The organism is Planctomycetota bacterium (genome assembly GCA_039182125.1).
Taxonomy (GTDB): Bacteria; Planctomycetota; Phycisphaerae; order Tepidisphaerales; family Tepidisphaeraceae; genus JBCDCH01.
In genome coordinates, this window is sequence record JBCDCH010000026.1 from 34494 (window position 1) to 52103 (window position 17610).

Sequence of the window (17610 nt, forward strand, 5' to 3'; positions counted from 1 at the left end):
TTTATCCGAATGCGCCGCTGGCAATGTGGTTGCGGGCAAGAACCCGTGCATGGCCGTCTGCATTGAGCAATTCGTCCAGACTCGGCTCGTCCTGAACCGGCGTCTGCCAATCCAACATCGTACGGCCCACGACCTGGGCAATTTCCACGAACCCAAGCCGGCCAGTCCGGAAAGCCGACACCGCCTCCTCGTTCGCGGCATTCAGCACCGCCGGCATAGCCCCACCAGCCGTCGCCGCTTCACGCGCCAGCCGCAAGGCCGGAAAGCGCTCTTCGTCCGGTGGCTCGAACGTGAGATTCATCGGCTGCGTCCAATCGAACCGCCGCGCCGGACCCGCGGGGCGGTCCGGATGAAGCAGGGCGTATTGGATCGGCGTCCGCATGTCCGGCGGTGAGAGCTGGGCCAGCACGTTGCCGTCGGCGAACTCGACCATGCTGTGGATGATGCTCTGCGGATGCACGACGACCTGAACTTGGTCGGGCCGCAGGCCGAAGAGGACGACGGCTTCGATGAACTCCAACGCCTTGTTGAACAACGTCGCCGAGTCGATCGTGACCTTGGCACCCATGTCCCAAGTGGGATGGTTGAGTGCGTCATCCAGCGTTGCTTCGCGAATGCGATCGGCCGGCCACGTCCGGAACGGTCCGCCCGATGCGGTGAGGATCACGCGATCGACGTCGGCGCTTTTCCCGGCAAGCATGGCCTGCCAGATGGCCGAGTGCTCGGAGTCGATCGGCACGATCCGCGCGCCGGTCTTCTCGGCCAGCGGCATAAGTACCGAGCCGGCAACAACGAGCGATTCCTTGTTCGCCAGTGCAAGCCGCTTGCCGGATGCGACGGCCGCGTGGGCCGCATGGACGCCCGCCGCGCCAACAACGGCATGAACGACCGTGTCGATATCGTCACGGCCGGCGATCTCGACAAGTGCGTCGGGTGAATCGCTGGTCAATGCCGCGACGCGGGGCGAGAACTCCGCGCGAACCGCCGAGAGTCCCTCCGCGTCCGTGTGAGCCGTGACGGCGGCGACTTCGAGGCGGTCGGGCAACGCGCGGACGACATCGAGCGTGGATTGACCGATCGATCCGGTGACACCGAGGATGGCCAGCCGTTGCCTACGCGTTGGTACAGACATGGGTGTTCACAGTAGCGGTCGCGGTAGTGCGTGGCGGTCGAGAACCGGCGTGAGCAACGCCACGCCGCACAGCGCGATCAGCGGCCCGAGCGACGTGCTCAGGTACACCTGCAAGACCGCCGACAGCGTGCCGAGGATCGTGGCGAAGACGATGCGTCCCTGTAGCGACATCGGCCGGATACCCGGCATCGCCGCCAGCAATGCCACGGTGACCAGAAACGGTCCGCTGAGCAGTTGGTAATGCACGAACGTCAGTCCGGCCAGCCAGCCGTCGCCAAAGGACGCGAACAAGCCCCAGCCGTTGCCCGCATGCGGCAACGCCATCAGCATGACATACGCAACGCACAGCGCCAGCATCGGCAGCAACGCGTCGAAGCGATTGGTCTTGGCCAGCAACAATAACGCCGCGAGCGTGAGGAGCGCGCTTCCTCCTAGCGCGGTGGGCGTCGCTCCGAGCACCACGTCCGCGAACGGCGGAAGCGCGTCGCGCAGCAGCAGGTCCGGGTCGACGATGCCCATCGTGTGTTTTTGGAGGGCAACGGCCGGCGGCTCGAAAGCGATGGTGCCCATCTCCCGGCGGTACCACGGCCGTTCTGGCGGGGTCGTCGTCTCGAATACAAGCACGTCACCGACCATCGGGCGTTCGGCCCCGAGTACGGCCGGCTGCTCAAGCCGGCTCGGCTGGACGATCCCGACGAGCAGCACGGCCACCGCGGGGATCGGCACCCTCGATGTCGCCGGCCCACCAAAGCCCCACACCGCCAGTGTGACGAGCGCGCCGATGCCGATCGCCCACGGCAGCCCGGCAGCACTGGCAAGCGCCGCCGGTAACAGCAGGCAGACGGCGAGCAACGCCCAGACCACATCGGTCGTCTGCAAGTGTCGCCCGCGTCGGCCGACCTTACACAGCAGTACCGACGTCACCAGGCCCGCACCGAGGACGAGCGCGATCACGCCCGCGCCCCGCCAACCAAACATCACTACGCCGCCGATCAGCGGGAGGGAAACGGCGAGGATGTGCGGCAAGCGATACGACACGATGGATTCACGCTACCGCAAGGAGCGGATCGCTTCGAGCAGGGGCAGGCGTGAAGGACATACGGCCTCGCAGTTGCCACATTCGATGCAGTGCTCGATGCCGAACTTGGTGGCAAGCGCCTTGTCTTCGAGTTGAGCCGCTTCGCCGAGGCCGACGGGGTGAATATGCGCCGGGCATGCGTCGAGGCACCATCCACACCGGATGCAAACATCGGCCGGCCGAGGCGGTGTCGGTGGCGATCGAAAAACCAACTCGCCTCTGCCGATCGGATGATCCAAGTCAGCGACGAGGTTGCGTGGCAGATCGCCAGCAAGCATCGGGGTGTCGGACAACGCTCCGAGCGGCGTGCCTACCGGCACACGGATGAGCCGGCCGTCGATCTGGATCGGAACGTGCGTCTGTCGGCGTCCCTCGGCCGCGTCGGCGATGGCGATGACTGCGGCTGCATCGACGATCATCACCGATCGTTTGATGGGCAACGCCCCGACAGGCAGCTTGCGCCCGGTCAGGGTATAGATCAGCACGTGCGGGTCACCCTGCGGGAAGCTCGGTCGCAGGGGGCGGACCCTTCCGGCCCGGCGCACCGGCCCGGCGAGCGCGCCACCGGCCGGGTTGTCCGTCGCGATCGTGCATTTCGAGACTTTGCATAGCTTCCGCAGGAACTTCAGCCCCGTCGCCATGAGCGCGACGTTGTCCGCGCACCATGCCAACGACAGCGCGGGCGTCTGCACGGGGAAGGCCGGGATGAGATTGACGATGACGCGATCGACCGTGGTGGTTTTCAGCGCGGTGAGTTGTTCGACGAGCTTTGGGCAGCCCACGCGGTCACCGACGATGCCACGGTCGAGGAGTTGGTCGATCGCCGCAGGATCGAGCGGATCAATCGGCGGAAGCGGCTCGACCACCGGACTCCGGTCACCCGGTAGCAGCGCGAACGCGACCGAAGGTCTGCCCAGCGTCACGGCCATTGGTCACGCCCCCTCAAGCGGGACGTCGATCGACGCGCACAACTCACGCAGCTTCTCGACAGCGTAGATGAACTTGTCGGGGCCGCTTTCGCCGTGCGAATGGCCGGCAACTTTCAAGTGCGGCTCCATCGAAACATAGCCGCGGTAACCGGTGTCGTACGCGTCTTTGAGGATGGCCGCGATGTCGCCGTCACCCTCACCGGCGGCGACGACTTCTCCGCTGCCCATCTTCGCGTCTTTGACGTGGATGTGTATGGTGTAGGGTTCAAGTCCGATCCAGTTCTCGCGCGGCTTCTCGCCGCACTGAACGAAGTTCGCGAAGTCGAACGCGCTTTGCAGCTTTGGTGAATCCACGCCTTCCATCAACTCGAGACACCGCCGGCCGATGTCACCGTAAATGCCTTTCTCGTTCTCGTGAACCATCGTGATGTCGGTCGCTTCGAGCATCTCAGCTTGTTTGGCCAATAGCTCGATCGCACGGTCCCGCACCGGCTCGATCGGGCCGGCTCTTTCGCCGCCGACCGGGTAAAAGCTGAACACGCGGATGAGCGGCGCTTCGAAGAACACGGCCCGGTCGATCGCCTTTTGGAACTGATCGAGCAATTCGTGCTCGGCGGTGTCGATCGGACGTTTGCCGCAGGGGCTGCCGATACTCACGACCGCGAGACCGGCGTCGTCGAGTTTCTGTTTCGCCTCGGCTTGTTGCGCATGGGACAGGGCGAGGATATTGGTATTGTCGACGCTTCGAAACTCGATGGCAGACAGACCGCACTGCTGGGCGACGCGAATCTGCTGGTCTAGGTCCGGATCGATCTCATCGGTGAATCCGCTAAGGCTGAGCATGGCGAGAGCATACCAAACGTGCGGGTCCGATCACGCCCGGCTGTCTCGAGCGGGCCTACGCTTTCGCTTGGACGACGCGATCAACAACGCCCAGCAGAAAGCCAAGGCCCTTGTCGAGGCGCTCGGGTACATCCAGCGTTTTCACGAAAAGACCATCGTCGTGAAGGTCGGCGGCAGCGTGCTCGACGATGATGCACAACTCGCGGCGATCCTCACCGACGTGGTGTTCATGAACTACGTCGGCCTACGACCGATCGTGGTGCATGGCGGGGGCAAGGCGATCAACGCCGCGATGGCCGAAGCCGGACTCGAGCCGCAGATGGTGCAGGGCAGGCGGTACACCGACGACCGAACGCTCGCCATCGTCGAACATGTCCTGTGCAACGTGGTGAATGCCCAGCTCGTGAAGTTCATGAACGCCCAAGGCGTCGAAGCGATGGGGCTGCACTCGCTCTCGTCGCCGGTGCTGCAGGCGGAGAAGATTTTTCTCCCCGGAGAGGGCGGCCGGCGGATCGACATCGGCTTCGTCGGGGAAGTCACGCAGGTCAACAGCCGACTGCTGGAACTGCTCGTGAGGGCCGACTCGATTCCCGTGGTGGCGAGCGTGGCCCGTGATCCGGGCGGTGGTTCGCTCAACGTCAATGCCGACACGGCTGCCGGCGCGGTCGCCGCAACCATGAATGCCGAGAAGTTCGTTTGCGTATCCGACACCCACGGCATTCGCACCGACCCCGACGATCCCTCCTCGGTCATCAGCAGCCTGACGCTCACAGAGATCGAGAAATTGAAACAGGACGGCACGATCAGCCGCGGCATGCTGCCCAAGGTCGAGGCCTGCGAGGCGGCGTTGCGTGGCGGGGTGAAGAAAGCCCACATCATCGACGGCCGCATCCCGCACGCACTGTTGTTGGAGATCTACACCGAAGCAGGCATCGGTACGCAGATCACGTTGTAGGAACCCACACCCATGACCCACTTCCTCGACATCAACCACCACGAGCCGGATTGGCTGCACGCCGTTCTCGATCGGGCGGTCGCGCTCAAGGCACGCAACGAACCCGATCTGCTGCATGGCAAGACGTTGGCCATGGTGTTCGAGAAGCCGTCGCTACGCACACGGGTGAGCTTCGAGACGGGCATGCTTCAGCTCGGCGGGCACGCGCTCAACATCCGCCCCGACGAGATCGGCCTGGGCAAGCGTGAACCGGCCAGGGATGTTGCCCGCGTCCTCACGGGGATGGTCGACGGCATCATGGCTCGGCTCTTCGCACACGACACCCTCAAGGAACTCGCCCAGTACTCAACCGTGCCGGTCATCAACGGTCTGACCGACTACAACCACCCGTGCCAAGCGCTGGCCGACTTGCTCACCGTGCGCGAGCACTTCGGCAAGCTTGACGGGCTGACGCTGGCTTACATCGGCGACGGCAACAACGTCGCGCGGTCCCTGGCCAACGCGTGCCACGCGTTCGGCATGCGGTTCATTTGCGCGACGCCGCCGGGGTACGAACTGGCCACCGAGGCGGTCGGGTTCATGTCGACACACGACCCGGTCGAAGCGGTGCGCGAAGCCGACGTGATCTACACCGACACCTGGGTGAGCATGGGTCAGGAAGCTGAGAAGGCTCAGCGTGTTTCGGAGTTCGGCGACTTCTGCGTCGATGCCGCGTTGCTCGACAAAGCGCCCGCTGCGGCGATCGTTCTGCACTGTCTGCCGGCATACCGCGGATTGGAGATAAGCGACGACGTGATGGAGTCCGAACGTTGCCTGGCGTTCGCCCAGGCCCACAATCGGCTGCACGCCCAGAAGGGCGTGCTCGCAACGTTGCTGGCGTAAGTTTGTTCAAGCGACGAGTCGATGTCCGTCTTTGCCGAAGCGGTCCTGCAAGCGGGCCATCACCGACTTGCGGAGCTGGCTGACGCGCGACTCGCTGATGCCGATCGCCAAACCGATTTCAGCCATGCTCATCCCCTCGTGGGTGTGTAACAGAAGGATGAGCCGTTCGCGTTTGGACAAGCCGGTGTTGAGCGACTCGATGATGAGATTTCGGTAGGCCGCGCGTAGCGGCGACGGTTCGCGGTCGTCGGTCGGCTCGAGAGGCCCCGTGGGTTGGTCCTCGGTGCCGGCGTCGAAATGGACCATCCGCGGGGCGACGGGGGGCGGGCCGTCGAACATCTGTGCCGCTTCCTTTTGCGTGGGCGGTCTGTGGTGCGTTTGCTTGAACCGTTCGACGACGTCCTCGAAGCGCTTGAGCCGGTTGCGTCGGCTGCGCGGCAGGTGATCCTGCCGGCGGGTTTCGTCGATCATCGCGCCGTGAATGTGACTGCCGCTAAAGGTCGCGAACGAAGTTGACCGATCACTGCGGTACCGCTCGATGGCGATGAGCAGTCCGAGATGGCCGGCACCGATCAGGTCGCCGATGTCGACCGTGTCGGGAAGCCGCTTCGCCAAACGCCGCGCACATTTGCGAACCAACGGCTCGTAGTGGGCGACGAGAATTTCGAGCGCCGCGGTATCCCGGTGCGAGCGGTAGCGCTCCCAGGCGGCGACAACGTGTGGGGGTTCGGCCGGTGAGGTGTGAGGGGTTTCGACGGACTGTGCGAGGCTCATGCGGGTCTCCGTACGGGACGAAAGTGGCGGGGTCCTTCCACGAGGTCGCGCGACGAAAGCCACCCGCCGCCGATTCGGCGGCTTGGCGAAACATCTCGGGCGCACTTCGGGTCATCGGCACTTACGCCGGCGATCTGCAATCGAATCACGAAAAACTTTCGTCCGACCTACCATCGATCCGTGTTGCGGCGACTTTCCGAAGGTGGCGAGCCAAGTCGGCCGGAATTACCGGACGGGGATCGTCCGTCGGTCGTGGCGAATCTCTTCCTGGTTTGCTTTGCCGCTGCGGTGGCGACGCTGTTCGGTGGGTATGCGTGGTTGCTGTTGCCCGAGGAACTCACGCTCATCGACAAGGCCCGGGTGCTTGTCGTCGTAGCCATTGCGGCGGTGTTGCTCGGAGTCGCCGCGGTCCTGCTGGGACGGTCCGCGGGGAGTGGCCCGATCAACTACGAGTGAACCTGGCTCGCAGGTTCGCCTCATCAACGATCAGCCGATCCACTCGTGAGCGGCGGGAGGAAGTTGCCCGTGCTGATAAGCGTCTTGAACGCATCCTCCACACTGATGTCGACGTGAATGATCTGGGCCGCCGGCACGAAACGGAGCTGTCCGACGACCGGGTTGGGCGTGTTGGGCACGAAGACACAGATGTAATCCTCGCCATCGTCGGCCGGGAGTGGCACGCCGTCGGTGAAAGCCATCACGCGCTGTTTGCCGTCCTGCGCCGGGGCGAGCACGACCTTGGCGTACATGCCTTCACCGCCGCCGGTGGCGAAACTGACCTGCTTCCACGCGCGGTACGCCTCGCGGAGCAGCGGCACGCGGTCGAGGCACTTGTCGAGTAGGCCGACGAACCACTTGCCGATGACGTTGGTCACGAACAGGCCCGCGAGGTAAACGCCGATGATGATGAGCACCGCGCCCAGGACCGGGATGTACCGGCCAAAGAGCTTTTCGGTGATGATTCGGGTCTGCGTCTCGCCGAGGTAGATCAGGTACACGGTCACCGCGATCGGCGCGACCGCGAACAGGCCGGCGAGAAAGGTTCGGCGCAAGTGCGGGCCGAACCCGTTCGGCTCATCGTTGGGGGCGGCGCTGCTCATTTGAACTTGGCCAACGCCGCGTCGGTGTCATCGGCAATGGTGAGAACCTTGTCGAGCTTGGTCATTTTCAGCAGCTTGGCCATGCGGTCGTCGAAGTTGCACAGGACGATCTTGCCGCCGGGTACGGTTTTGAGCTTGGCGTGCAGGCGGATGAGTTCGCCCATCATCGCGCTGCTGACGGAGGTGACGCCTTCGAAGTCGAGCACGATCCGTCGCTGCATTTTCTCGTCGAGCAGGCTGGTCAGGCGTTTGCCAACCTCGGCGATGACGTCGGCATCGACGAGCTTGGGGTTGCCGAACGTGACGACACACGCCGGCCCGGCTTTGGACTCGGCGACTTTGGCGGTGATCTTGGGCATCTTCGTTGTTGATCGGCGATTTGCCCGGCATCCGGTCAGCCGCCGAGGAACGCGACCGCTTCGCGCTGGGACTTTTTGATCGTCAGCAGCTTGTGCAGCTTCATGAGCTTGAGCAGCTCGAGGAGATTCTTGCCGACGCCGCAGAGAACCAACTGGCCGCCGGGCAAAGACTCGCACCGTTGCCGAACGGCCAGCAGCACGCCGATCATCTGCGAGGAGATGTACTCCACTCGCTCGAAGTTGAGCACCATCTTCCGGCGATCCTGATCGTCGATCAGGTGCAGGAGCCGATCCTTGATCGCCTCGAGAACGGGCGGGTCCATGAGCGAACCGGCCTGGATCTCCACGATGCTGATCGGACCCTGTCGTTGCTCCTGCATTGGGACGGCGTCGCCTGTGTCGGACATGGGCGTACGGTATCCCTTGTCCGCTGGGGAAGTTCAAGCCGGGCCGAATATTGGCAGGATTCGATCGTCAGCCCGAAAGCTCACGGCCACGGTCGTGGGCGGCGGTGACCGCTTGGCGGACGATGCCCGGCAGGTCCGCGTCGTCGAAGACGGCGATCGCGGCGGCGGTCGTGCCGTTGGGGCTGGTGACCTGCCGACGCAACTCTTCCGGGTCGTTCCCCTCGTCGAGCATGGCAGCGGCTCCGGCGATCGTCTGTCGGACGAGCACGTCGGCGTCCTCGCGGCTGAGTCCGACGGCCTTGCCCGCGGCGATCATCTGCTCGGCGAGGAAAAACACATACGCCGGTCCCGAGCCGCTCACCGCCGTGACCGCATCCATCTGGTCGGCGCGGACTTCCACGACCTTGCACGACGACTCGAACAGGCCGCGCGTGGTGGCGAGATCATCGGCGGTCGCGCATGTTCCCGGTGCGATCCCGCACGCGCCATGGCCCACGAGCATCGGCGTGTTGGGCATGACCCGCACCACGCGCCGATCCTTGCCGAGCCAGCCCTCGATCGTCGCGCTGGTCACGCCGGCCATGATCGACACCACCAACGCGTGCCCGATCCCCGCGAGCTTCGGGATCACCTCCGGCGCGACCTGTGGCTTGAGCGACAGGACCAAGACATCGACGTCCTCCAGATGCGACGCGAGGTCATCGCACACCGTCGCACCGAGCAACTCGAACACCTCGCGCCGCTCGGCCGAAAGATCGGCCGCGACGATCTCGTGGCCGTCGGGCAAGCCGCGAAAGATCGCTTCGGCCATGTTGCCGGCACCGAGGAAGGCAAGCTTCATGGCAAGCAGTGTAACGGGTCATTTGCCCGTCGCGCGTTCGCCGAGTTTTCGAGTTGCCTGTAGCTTCGTTTTCTGTGGCTCGGACACGTTGCGGTAGTTGAACGGGCAGTTTTTGCACCCACTGCCGCAGCACTCGCCGCGCTCGAGGAGGTAGAGCGCGGTGAACACGAGGTAGCCGCGCTCGTCGATTTCGTAGTCCCGGCCTTCTTGAAGACTGCGTTGAGGCACTTAGTCCACCGTCTCCGCACGCGGCTGGTCCTTGCCGACGGGGTTGCCGGTGCCACGGATAGCGAGCATGCGCTCCAGGGCAACGGTGGACCACTTGCGGGTCTTGGCGTCGACGCGGATTTCGTTGACCGGGTCGCCGGCAGCGATCTGTTCCAAGCACCAGCAAAGGTGCGGCAGGTCCACGCGGTACATCGTCGTGCAAAGGCACTGGCAGTCGGAGAGGACGTAAATCTCCTTGTCCGGGTGCTCGTGTTTGAGCCGGTTGACGAGGTGGACTTCCGTGCCGATGGACCAGGCCGTGCCCGGCTCCGCTTCTTCGATGATCTTGACGATGTACGCCGTGCTGCCGGCCATGTCGGCCTTCTGCACGACCTCCCACTTGCACTCGGGGTGAACGATGACGTTGATGTCCGGGTGCTGCTCGCGGGCCTGATCGACATGCTCGGGACGGAAGAGCGCGTGCACCGAGCAGTGGCCTTTCCACAGGATGAACCGCGCCTTGCAGAGCGTGTCGGACTCGTTGCCGCCCAGCGGCTTGCGCGGGTCCCAGAGCACCATCTCGTCCAGGGCGTGACCCATCGCATAGGCCGTGTTGCGGCCGAGGTGTTGGTCGGGGAAGAACAACACTTTCACGTCCTGTTCGCCGTCGCCTTGGGCCAAGGCCCATTCGAGCACTTCGCGGGCGTTGGACGAAGTGCAGACCGCGCCGCCATGTTCGCCGACGAAGCTCTTGATTGCGGCGGAGCTGTTCATGTACGTCACCGGCACGATCAACGAATCGCCGCAGACTTCTTCGAGTTGTTCCCACGCCTCCTCGGTCTGGTCGATGTCGGCCATGTCGGCCATCGAGCAGCCGGCACCCAGGTCGGGCAGGTGTACCGTGACGCTCTCGTCGGTGAGGATGTCGGCCGTCTCGGCCATGAAATGCACGCCGCAGAAGATCACGTGCTCCACGCCTTCGAGGTCGGCGGCGTAGCGGGAAAGCTCGAACGAGTCGCCACGATGGTCGGCGAACTCGATGACGCTGTCCTGCTGGTAGTGGTGGCCGAGGATCGCGAGGCGAGAACCAAGCTCGTCCTTGGCCATCTGAATGCGGACGCGAAGTTCCGGATCGGAAAGCTCCCGATACACGGCCGGCAGCGGCTGTTGCCAGGTAAGTGCCATGCCAGATGGTAGGGGGCGGGGGTTACCAACCCCAAGTGCCCGGCCCGCCTTTGAACGGGCCGACGAGGTTGTCGGTGATCCAGCCGCCGTAGAAGTCGCCTTCCTGGGCCTTGACCGGTTCGTCGCCGATGTAGCACTTGACCTTGCTGGGATAGAACGCGATGAAGTCGCGCAGGTCGGCGTAGGCCTTGACCGGGGCCGGGTAGAACCAGCCGGCGTTTTCCACGATCTGTCCGTCGGCATGAACGTCGACGTAACCGGCCCGGCCTTTCCATTCGCAGAACGAGCCGTGATCGTTCACGGAGGTCACGTCGTCCGCGATGTCGGTCGGGGGGATGTACACCGTCGGCGGGTGGCTGGTTTCGAGGATCCGAAGCCCCGCGTCGGTCCGCGCGATCTCGACGCCGTTGAGCTCCACGCGGACCGGTTTGCCGACCGGTTCGAGGCGGGGTGGGCGTGGGTAGTCCCAGACGGATTCCTGCCCGGGGCCGGGCGTTTCGCGTTGTGACGGTGAGGGGGATTTCATGGATCGTTCCGGGTTAAGTCCGCCCCGCGTGGGGCCGATGACGAGGCTATGCCGGAGACGATGCCCACCGTTCAAAACGCCGAGACGCTCACCGAGGACCGCCGACGCAGTCCGCGCGGCCAGCAGAACGTCCCCGCCTGGCTCAGCCCCGCCACCGGCTACGGCTCGCCCGGCGGCATAACGGCGTCCAAGTCCGCGTGCAGGACATCAGCCTCCACGGCGTCGGCTTCACCGCCGACCACTGCTTCAAACGCGGCAGCGTCCACTGGATCGTCGTCGCCGGCGGCAGCCTCCGCCTGTCCTGCCGACTCCGCGTCGCCAGCTGCCGGGAGAACGACCAAGGCACGTTCAGCTGCGGCGGCGAGTTCTTCTAACTCGCCTACCGTCGTTCGTGGAACTGCCCGTCTGGTACGAAAAAGGTCTGTCCTTCACCTGCACCCAGTGCGGCAACTGCTGCACGGGGCCTTCGGGATTCGTGTGGATCAGTGACGAGGAAGTGACGCGTCTGGCCGAGCATCTCGGGCTCAGCCGAGAGGTGACGGTGCGCAAGTACTGCCGCACGATCAACGGGAAGCTCTCGCTCAAGGAACGCAAGGTCGGCTTCGGCAAGTACGACTGCATCTTCCTCACCGGCGAGCCGGGCGGTAAGCGGGGATGCGGCATCTACGAAGCGCGCCCGCTGCAGTGCCGGACCTGGCCGTTCTGGCCCGAGAACATCGACAGCGAGAAGGCGTGGGACCGGCTCAGCCACAAAACTTGCCCCGGCATGAACAGCGGCAAACGCTACACCCGCCGACAGATCGAACGCATCCGTGACGCCGCTGATTGGCCGAAGAATCCACCGACGAGCGCCGGCTGATTTACTCGAGTTCCTGGAGCGCCTTTCGCGCTTGCTTTGCCCAGAACGTGTCCGGGTAGTTCTCGATGACCTCTTCGTACTTGGCCCGCGCGGTTTCGGCTTTGCCAGCGGCGCGGTAGCTCTCGGCGAGCCGGTAGAGCCTCTCGGCTTTCTTGAGCGACGGGTCGGCCGGGCCACGGTCGGTCTTGGCGCCAAGGCGTTCGAGGGCTTGTTTGGCCGTTTCGGCTTCGGGCAGGTCGGCAAAGAGCCGGACGATGGATCGGTACCGCGCGATCGCCGCGTCAACGTTGCCCCGATCCTCCAGCATGCGCGCCATCTCCAAAGCCTTGGTCGCGCCGTCACGCCGCTCGGCGGCGGCCAGTGCCTTGCGCACGGCGGGGTCTCGTCGGAGTTCTTCGATGCGGTCACGGGCCTGCTGGTCGAAACCGGTGTCGGCCAACTCGTTGGCGATGCGTTGGAGGTGGCCGAGTGCGGCCAGTGCGTCACCGGCTTCCAGCAACGCATCCGCCTCGGCGAACGCCGTGCTTCCGAACTGCCGAGCTCGCTCGACCAGTTCCGCATAGACCGGTGCGCTCGGCGAACCGTCATCGACCGCCGACGCGGGGATCGCTGTAAGCCGACGTAACGCATCGCCGAACTTCCGATCGTCGAACAGCTTGGTGATGACCGCGAGCTCGGCGGCAAGTCCTTCCGCCGTCATCGTCTCGAAACCCTGCACGCCCGCTTCGCCCAGCGCCTTCACCACGGCGTCTTCCAGCCGAGCGATATCCCCGTTGAACGTGACCAGGCCATCGGCGCCCACGACGACGACACGCGGTCCGAAATGGACATCCCACGCAACCCGGTAGTCGTCGAGCCGGCCACGCATCGCGTAAAAGATCGACCAGTTCGCGTCGAACGTGTCGGCAAATCCGACGACCGCCGCCTGGTTGTTGTCGAGGCTCACGCCGAGCATCACCACGCCATGACGGGCGTATCGGTTGCGAACTTCGAGGAGTCTCGGCATTTCGCGTCGGGTGGACGCGTCGAGGCCGTGGAAGAAATGAACGATCACGACATTGCCGTGCAGCCGCCGAAGGTCGACCTGCTGCTTGGTGCGAAACGCCTCGAACTGCAGCGGCGGTGCCGGCTCGCCGACGACGACCTGTGCCCGCGCATCCGACACGAATCCGAAGACCAGACAAACTATCAGTGGCAAGTGAGCAAACTTCGGCATGCGACCCCTCTGGATTAGAAGACGCCTGAATCTACTTTCGCCGTGGCCAATCGCCAAGGTGCAAGGCGTCGAAAGGCTGGGACAATCGGTCGAATCTGGTCGGTTTTGGTTACGGCGGTGGGGTGCACGAACGAGTTGACTCCCATTCCACTTGGGCGCTTCCGGCAGGTCGCCTGAACGTGTGTCCTAACGTGGACACGGATGTCGCATGTCACAATGAGCTGTGCCGAACCGTCGGCCGATCGGTACCTTGCCGATCTGGCGTCGGTGTTGGGTGCGCAGGGCGTGACCGCGTCGGGGATCGGCGGCCCGGCACTCGCTGCTGCGGCCGACGTCTGGAGCGATTCGGTCACCAACGCCCAGATGGGTTTCTCGGCGTTCCTGCGGACGCGTGAAGTCGGCAAGTATCTCGCGGAGCAAAAGCATCGCTGGGACGACCAGAAGCCGGCGTGCCATGTTTGCTGCGACTCGTGGATGATGAACAAGCACTTCGCCGCCGCGGCAAAGGAGCGCGGTATTCCGGTGGTTTATTACGTTGCCCCCCAGGCTTGGGCGAGTCGGGAAGGGCGGGTCAAGCGTCTCGCGCGAGTCGCCGACAAGGTCGCGTGTATCCTTCCGTTCGAGCAGGAATGGTTCAGGGAACGCGGGGTGGATGCCACGTTCGTCGGGCATCCGCTGTTTGACGAACGCCATGGTCTGCCCGCCGAACTCCCAGCGACCGGGGACGGTGCTGTCGCCTTGCTACCCGGAAGCCGGCCGTCGACCGTGCGAAGAAACCTCCCGCGAATCCTCGAGGTCGCAACGGCGATCACCTCGAATCAGGCCGGCCGGCGTTTCGTCTTCCCGGCGACCGATGCCACCCGGCCGATGATCGAATCGGCCCTCGACAAGCGGTCGAACACGTTACCAGGCAAGACGTTCCGTGACGCGCTCAACACGCCGGAACTGGGTACGGACTTCGAGGCGACCGTCACCGGCTGCACCGCCGCATTGACCGTCTCCGGCACCGCGACGCTTCACACCGCCGCGTTGGGTGTGCCGATGATCGCCGTGTACGTCGGCAACCCGCTCCTTTGGCACACAATCGGCAAGCGGTTGATCAAGACCCGGACCTTCACGCTGGTCAACTTGCTCCACAACGGCGACGAACATCTGATCCCGGAGTTCATCCCGTGGTACGGCGACACCGCCCCGACGACGTCCGCACTTCGAAGCTTGCTGGACGACGAGGCGGCACGTGAACATCAACGAGCCGGGTTCGCCCGAATCGTCGACAACCTGCGGGGCACCGACGCGGCCAAGTCCGTTGCGGCGATCGTCGGTCATTTCATCTGAAGCCTTGTCCGATGGCTCAACAAAGTGAAAACACCGCATGACCGACTTTCCTGTCGGCGTCCGCTATGATGTGGGCCCGCCTCCATATTCCTAAGGAGCCATTCAAGAACCGCCCATGCTCGACTATCCACGCCCCGAAGGTTTGTATCTCCCGCAGTGCGAGCGGGACAATTGTGGCTTTGGCTTTCTCTGTCACATGAAGGGCGAGGCGAGTAACGCCATCGTGCTGCGCGGCTTGGACATGCTCGAAAACATGGAGCACCGCGGGGCGTGCGGATGTGAGCCGAACACCGGCGACGGGGCCGGGATCATGGTGGCGACGCCGGACAAGTTTTTCCGCCGCAAGGCCGGCGAGCTCGGCTTCAAACTTCCGCAGCCGGGGCAGTACGCCGTCTCGATGATGTTCCTCCCGCTCGACATGGTGCAGCGGCGAAACATCGAAAAGCTCTTCACCGACATCTGCCGGCAGTACGACATGTCGGTCATCGGCTGGCGTGACGTGCCGACCAACAACGTCCACATCGGCCCCAGCGCCAAGGCCGCCGAGCCACGCATTCGCCAGGCATTCGTCGCGGCCAACGATCGCTTCTACAACAAGAAGGACTTCAACCGCCGGCTCTACCTGGTCCGCCAGCAGGTCGAGAACAAGGTCGAGTTCGGCAGCGAGTGGCCGGAGACGACCAAGAAGGCGTTCTACATCTGCCTGCTCAGCTCCAACCGCATGGTCTACAAGGGCATGCTCACGGCCAACCAGCTGCGGGCCTACTACCCGGACCTCAACGACCCGGAGTTCGTCAGCCCGTTTGCCGTGGTCCACTCGCGTTTCTCGACGAACACGTTCCCGTCGTGGCGGCTGGCCCAGCCGTTCCGTTATGTGGCCCACAACGGCGAGATCAACACGATCCGCGGCAACAAGAACTGGATGGCCTCACGCTACGGCACCCTCCAGTCCGACAAGTTCGGCGACGAGCTCGACAAGCTCTTCCCGATCGTCTCCGAGACCGTCTCCGACTCGGCGACCCTCGACAACGCGCTGCAATTCCTCAGCGTCAACGGCGGTCGAAGCCTCGCCCAGTGCGTGCTGATGATGGTGCCCGAGGCGTGGCAGAACCACCAGCACATGGACGCCGACCTCAAGGCGTTTTACGAGTACCACGCGATGCAGATGGAGCCGTGGGACGGCCCGGCCGGCATCGCGTTCTGCAACGGCGAACAGATCGGTGCCGTCCTCGACCGCAACGGCCTCAGACCGGCGCGTTACTACATCACGCATGACGACGTGCTGATCATGGGCTCTGAGGCCGGGGCGATTTCCGTCGAGCCGGAGAACGTGCGGCGCAAGTGGCGCCTCCAGCCAGGCCGCATGCTGTTGTGCGACTTCACCGAAGAGAAACGCATCATCGACGACGAGGAGGTCAAGCACCAACTTGTCGAGAAGCGCCCGTGGCGCAACTGGGTCGACGAGCACATGCTCGAACTCGACAGCCTTGGCGAGGCTCAGCGCGAGCCGGTCGAGGAACGGTCGTTGCTGCACCAGCAACACGCCTTCGGCTACACCAACGAAGACCTGCGGATGCTCATGTATCCGATGGCCGCGACCGGGGCGGAAGCCGTCGGCTCGATGGGCGCGGATACGCCGTTGGCATGTCTGTCGGACAAGCCGCAGTTGCTGTTCAACTACTTCAAGCAGCTGTTCGCGCAGGTGACCAACCCGCCGCTGGACGCGATCCGCGAGGAGCTGGTGACGTCGTTGTTCACCTGGATCGGCCGGGAGCGAAACCTCCTCGACGAGACGCCGAAACACGCCCGATTGGTGAAGCTACCGACGCCGATCTTGCGGGACGAGGAACTTGCCAAGCTCGCCGCCCTCGATCAGCCCGGCTTCAAGGCGACGACGATTTCGATGCTCTACGACTTCCACGAGAAGTCGCTGGAGCAGGCCGTTGATGACCTCTGCCGCCAGGCCGCCGATGCGGTCGAGGACGGCACGACGATTCTGATTCTCTCGGATCGCGGCGTCGGTCCGCAGCACGCCGCGATCCCATCGATGCTCGCGACGGCCGCCGTACATCACCACCTCATCCGGTGCGGCACGCGCACCCAGGCCGGCCTGATCATCGAGACCGGCGAGGCACGTGAGGGGCACCATTTCTGCTGCCTGCTCGGCTACGGGGCGGGCGCGATCAACCCATACCTCGCGCTGGCCACCATCCGTGACCTGCACGCCGAGAACCTTCTGCCGGCCGAGATGTCGGTGAACCGTGCCGAGAAGAACTACGTCAAGGCCGCCGGCAAGGCGATCCTCAAGGTCGCGTCCAAAATGGGCATTAGCACCGTCCAGTCCTACCGCGGCGCGCAGATCTTCGAAGCCATCGGCATCGGGCCGGACGTGATCAGCAAGTACTTCACCGGCACCGCCAGCCGCATCGGCGGCGTCGACCTCGCGACGATCGCCGACGAATCCCTCGCCCGACATCGCCGCGCGTTCCCGCCGATCGAAGTGGAGAAAGCCGAAGTCCTCGACGCCGGCGGCTTCTACCAGTGGCGGCGTGACGGTGAGTACCACGCATGGAACCCATCGTCCGTGTCGACCCTTCAAAAGGCCGTTCGGCTCGAAAGTCAGAAGGCGTTCGGCAAGTTCTCCAAGATCATCAACGACGAATCCAAACGCCGGGCGACCCTTCGCGGCCTGATGGAGTTCACGCCGGCCAACGGGCTGATCGACATCGACGAAGTTGAGCCGGCCAAGGAGATCGTCAAGCGGTTCGTTACCGGCGCGATGAGCCTCGGCTCCATCTCGACCGAGGCCCACGAAACGCTCGCCAAGGCGATGAACCACCTCGGCGGGAAGTCCAACTCCGGCGAGGGCGGCGAAGACCCCGACCGCTTCAACCGCCTCGACGCCAAGCCGCTCAAGCTCGGCACCGACAACCCACGTCGCTCGGCGATTAAGCAGGTCGCCTCCGGCCGGTTCGGCGTCAC

The 17610-nt window shown here is 64.4% G+C and carries 20 protein-coding genes; 7 read left to right on the top strand and 13 right to left on the bottom strand.

Annotated features, from left to right (window positions below; all coding sequences use genetic code 11):
- Position 1: 1 nt before the first annotated feature.
- The 4 genes from dxr to AAGD32_08905 are packed head-to-tail and all read right to left on the bottom strand — an operon-like array spanning position 2 to position 3982.
- Positions 2–1132, bottom strand: coding sequence for a 1-deoxy-D-xylulose-5-phosphate reductoisomerase (gene dxr / locus AAGD32_08890; GenBank protein MEM8874362.1), 1131 nt, complete (start codon positions 1130–1132; stop codon positions 2–4).
- A gap of 6 nt (positions 1133–1138) precedes the next feature.
- Positions 1139–2170 carry an RnfABCDGE type electron transport complex subunit D gene (locus tag AAGD32_08895; protein MEM8874363.1) on the bottom strand — a complete coding sequence of 344 codons (1032 nt, stop codon included), beginning with the start codon at positions 2168–2170 and terminating at the stop codon, positions 1139–1141.
- A gap of 12 nt (positions 2171–2182) precedes the next feature.
- Entirely contained in the window at positions 2183–3139 is a 957-nt protein-coding gene (locus tag AAGD32_08900) for a 4Fe-4S dicluster domain-containing protein (GenBank protein ID MEM8874364.1), read from the bottom strand.
- Between the two features lie 3 nt (positions 3140–3142).
- Positions 3143–3982 carry a sugar phosphate isomerase/epimerase family protein gene (locus AAGD32_08905; protein MEM8874365.1) on the bottom strand — a complete coding sequence of 280 codons (840 nt, stop codon included), beginning with the start codon at positions 3980–3982 and terminating at the stop codon, positions 3143–3145.
- Positions 3983–4061: 79 nt separating this feature from the next.
- On the opposite strand from AAGD32_08905, the gene argB reads away from it, so the two are divergent.
- Both argB and argF read left to right on the top strand, forming a co-directional pair.
- Positions 4062–4937, top strand: coding sequence for an acetylglutamate kinase (argB, locus tag AAGD32_08910; GenBank protein MEM8874366.1), 876 nt, complete (start codon positions 4062–4064; stop codon positions 4935–4937).
- A gap of 12 nt (positions 4938–4949) precedes the next feature.
- Positions 4950–5819 (top strand): ornithine carbamoyltransferase, encoded by an 870-nt coding sequence (gene argF, locus AAGD32_08915; protein MEM8874367.1) that lies wholly within the window; start codon positions 4950–4952, stop codon positions 5817–5819.
- Between the two features lie 6 nt (positions 5820–5825).
- Here argF and AAGD32_08920 read toward each other — a convergent pair whose 3' ends face one another.
- Positions 5826–6593 (bottom strand): sigma-70 family RNA polymerase sigma factor, encoded by a 768-nt coding sequence (locus AAGD32_08920; GenBank protein ID MEM8874368.1) that lies wholly within the window; start codon positions 6591–6593, stop codon positions 5826–5828.
- A gap of 180 nt (positions 6594–6773) precedes the next feature.
- Between AAGD32_08920 and AAGD32_08925 the strand changes: the two genes are divergently transcribed.
- Positions 6774–7049, top strand: a complete 276-nt coding sequence (locus tag AAGD32_08925) for a hypothetical protein (GenBank protein MEM8874369.1) — start codon at positions 6774–6776, stop codon at positions 7047–7049.
- Between the two features lie 23 nt (positions 7050–7072).
- Here the strand turns inward: AAGD32_08925 and AAGD32_08930 are convergent, their stop codons facing one another.
- From AAGD32_08930 to AAGD32_08960, 7 genes are all read right to left on the bottom strand, one after another.
- Positions 7073–7693 (bottom strand): DUF502 domain-containing protein, encoded by a 621-nt coding sequence (locus AAGD32_08930; protein ID MEM8874370.1) that lies wholly within the window; start codon positions 7691–7693, stop codon positions 7073–7075.
- Complete coding sequence (locus tag AAGD32_08935) at positions 7690–8052, bottom strand: STAS domain-containing protein (protein ID MEM8874371.1); 363 nt, start codon at positions 8050–8052, stop codon at positions 7690–7692. The genes AAGD32_08930 and AAGD32_08935 overlap by 4 nt, the downstream gene beginning before the upstream one ends.
- Positions 8053–8087: 35 nt before the next feature.
- Positions 8088–8459 carry an STAS domain-containing protein gene (locus tag AAGD32_08940; protein ID MEM8874372.1) on the bottom strand — a complete coding sequence of 124 codons (372 nt, stop codon included), beginning with the start codon at positions 8457–8459 and terminating at the stop codon, positions 8088–8090.
- Between the two features lie 67 nt (positions 8460–8526).
- A complete protein-coding gene (gene proC / locus AAGD32_08945; protein ID MEM8874373.1) occupies positions 8527–9300 on the bottom strand; it encodes a pyrroline-5-carboxylate reductase in 774 nt (257 codons plus the stop codon).
- 18 nt (positions 9301–9318) lie between these two features.
- Positions 9319–9528, bottom strand: a complete 210-nt coding sequence (locus tag AAGD32_08950; GenBank protein ID MEM8874374.1) for a DUF5522 domain-containing protein — start codon at positions 9526–9528, stop codon at positions 9319–9321.
- Positions 9529–10692, bottom strand: coding sequence for a quinolinate synthase NadA (gene nadA / locus AAGD32_08955; protein MEM8874375.1), 1164 nt, complete (start codon positions 10690–10692; stop codon positions 9529–9531).
- A 22-nt stretch (positions 10693–10714) separates the two neighbouring features.
- Positions 10715–11218, bottom strand: coding sequence for a DUF427 domain-containing protein (locus tag AAGD32_08960; protein ID MEM8874376.1), 504 nt, complete (start codon positions 11216–11218; stop codon positions 10715–10717).
- A 137-nt stretch (positions 11219–11355) separates the two neighbouring features.
- Here AAGD32_08960 and AAGD32_08965 point away from each other — a divergent pair, with 137 nt between their 5' ends.
- Both AAGD32_08965 and AAGD32_08970 read left to right on the top strand, forming a co-directional pair.
- Positions 11356–11592 (top strand): PilZ domain-containing protein, encoded by a 237-nt coding sequence (locus tag AAGD32_08965; protein MEM8874377.1) that lies wholly within the window; start codon positions 11356–11358, stop codon positions 11590–11592.
- A gap of 17 nt (positions 11593–11609) precedes the next feature.
- Positions 11610–12077, top strand: coding sequence for a YkgJ family cysteine cluster protein (locus AAGD32_08970; protein MEM8874378.1), 468 nt, complete (start codon positions 11610–11612; stop codon positions 12075–12077).
- Position 12078: 1 nt separating this feature from the next.
- Here the strand turns inward: AAGD32_08970 and AAGD32_08975 are convergent, their stop codons facing one another.
- A complete protein-coding gene (locus AAGD32_08975; protein ID MEM8874379.1) occupies positions 12079–13275 on the bottom strand; it encodes a tetratricopeptide repeat protein in 1197 nt (398 codons plus the stop codon).
- Between the two features lie 219 nt (positions 13276–13494).
- Between AAGD32_08975 and AAGD32_08980 the strand changes: the two genes are divergently transcribed.
- Together AAGD32_08980 and AAGD32_08985 are read left to right on the top strand one after the other, a co-directional pair.
- On the top strand, positions 13495–14628 hold the full coding sequence (locus tag AAGD32_08980) for a hypothetical protein (GenBank protein MEM8874380.1): 1134 nt from the start codon (positions 13495–13497) through the stop codon (positions 14626–14628).
- Positions 14629–14743: 115 nt separating this feature from the next.
- Positions 14744–17610: glutamate synthase central domain-containing protein (locus AAGD32_08985; protein ID MEM8874381.1), on the top strand; the 2867-nt coding region annotated here is incomplete at its 3' end.